Origin of the sequence: Sphingomonas sp. CCH9-E2 (assembly GCF_001557215.1) — a bacterium.
Taxonomy (GTDB): Bacteria; Pseudomonadota; Alphaproteobacteria; order Sphingomonadales; family Sphingomonadaceae; genus Sphingomonas.
Genome location: NZ_LSJM01000398.1, coordinates 1 through 1,738, shown reverse-complemented (window position 1 = coordinate 1,738; position 1,738 = coordinate 1). Strand labels below are relative to the sequence as shown.

The 1,738-nt window shown below is 69.3% G+C and carries 3 protein-coding genes; 1 reads left to right on the top strand and 2 read right to left on the bottom strand.

Annotation, left to right across the window (positions count from 1 at the left end):
• A partial coding sequence (locus tag AX681_RS17990; protein WP_197424322.1) for an asparagine synthase-related protein occupies positions 1 to 606 on the top strand: 606 nt, incomplete at its 5' end.
• Here the strand turns inward: AX681_RS17990 and AX681_RS17985 are convergent.
• Positions 579 to 803: a Nif11-like leader peptide family natural product precursor gene (locus AX681_RS17985; protein ID WP_066659716.1), complete on the bottom strand. Its 225-nt coding sequence runs from the start codon at positions 801 to 803 to the stop codon at positions 579 to 581. The genes AX681_RS17990 and AX681_RS17985 overlap by 28 nt on opposite strands.
• A gap of 10 nt (positions 804 to 813) precedes the next feature.
• A partial coding sequence (locus AX681_RS17980; RefSeq protein ID WP_066659714.1) for a cytochrome P450 occupies positions 814 to 1,738 on the bottom strand: 925 nt, incomplete at its 5' end.

Genomic DNA, 1,738 nt, shown 5'->3' with positions numbered 1-1,738 from the left:
GAGTGGCGGGCCGGTGCGCGGGACGTCCGGTCGTTGGTGGGCCAGGCTGCGCGGACCTTAAGCCGTGGACGGGGGGCGGAGCTGCCCGCGCTGGAATGGCTGCATCCCGATCTGCGCGCCCGCGCATCCGCGCGAATGGCGGAAGCGCACAGACGCTCGGCACGCGGCATTGACGGGATGGCGACCGCGCCGCTCTGGCAGGCGATTTTTCAGCGGTCGGACCCTGGCTATCACGGCCTCCCGTTGAAGCCGGCCTTTCCGTTCTTCGATGTGCGGCTGTTCGCGTTCATGCAGCAGGTTCCGGCCCGGGAGCTGGGCCGCGGCAAGTTGCTGCTGCGGACCGCGATGGCGGAGCGGCTTCCGCGACAGATCCTGCAGCGGCCCAAAACGACATTGCCGCCAGACCTGGGACGTCGCTCCCTGATGCTGCATGGGATCGCGCCGTGGCAGCGCGACGTGCTGGCAAGCGCCGCGATCCGCGACTGGGTGGAACCGAAATGGCTCGCGCGCACCGAAAGCGGCGCAATTGAGGAGCAGGCAGAAGCGGTGGGACCGCTGAACGCGGCGATGAACCTCGCCTATTGGCTGTCGTCCAAGCGGCGATGATAGCGGAGCCAGCGCATCGACCAGTCAATGCCATGTGCGCGGACGAGCGCCTCTTCGTCGAAGTCGAAGCCCGCCTCCGCTGCTACCGCGACGATGTCGCGCACCGCCACCGGCGCGGGCAGCGCCAGCAACGTATCGCGGAGCGCGGCATCGTCGGCGACGGCGCGAATGAACGCCTGAGCGTGCTGGATCGACACGGCCCCTATCCTATTCGAGCGCCATTGGCAGGTTGGCGAGCGTGCGGACCGAAAGCCCGCTGGACCAGCGCGGCGGGCCCATCAGCGAAAGCCGCCTTCCGCTCGCCACCAGTGCCTCCAGCACGGCGCGCGCCTCCACGCGCGCGAGCGCCATGCCGACACAGGCATGGATGCCGCCCCCAAAGGCGAGATGGACTGCGCGCGACCGCTTCGGATTGAAGCTGTCGGCGTCCGCGAACTGATCCGGATCGCGGTTGGCGGAGCCGAGCAGCAGCAGCAGGCGCTGCCCCGGCTCGACCCGCTGCGCGCCGATCGTTACCGGCCCCAGTGCTGACCGCGCGGCAATCTGCGCAGGCGGGTCGAAGCGCAGCGTTTCCTCCACCACCGCCTCCATCGAAATCGCACCGGCCCGGACGTCCTTCAGGACATGCGGGTGCGCGGCGAGCGCATGCACCATGTTGGCGATCAGCGATTGGGTGGTGGCATGGCCAGCGAACAGCAACAGGCTGCACTGCGCGGACAAGGCCCGCGCATTGGCCGGGTCGGCGGCGATTTCCTGGCGAAGCCGGAACAACGCGCCGGATGGGGCAAGCGTGCCCTGGGGGTCGCGCATGATGTCTGCGAGCAGGGCGTCCAGACTGGCGAGCGCGAACCATCCGGCTGCCTCAATGGCGGGGTCGGCATCGACCTCGATCGCCGGGCTCAAGGTTTCGACATGGGGCGACAGACGATCGGCGTCGGCCATCGATAGCCCAAGCACCCTTGCGATGGTCTGCATCGACACCGGCTGTGCCAGATCGGCCACCGCATCGAATCGCGCGTAACCGTCGAACACGCGCTCCGCGAGGTCGCGGGCGCGCGCTGCCGGCTCGGCCAATCGGGCCGGAGCGAACAGCCGCTGGACGACGCTGCGCACATCGCCATGACGCGGCGGG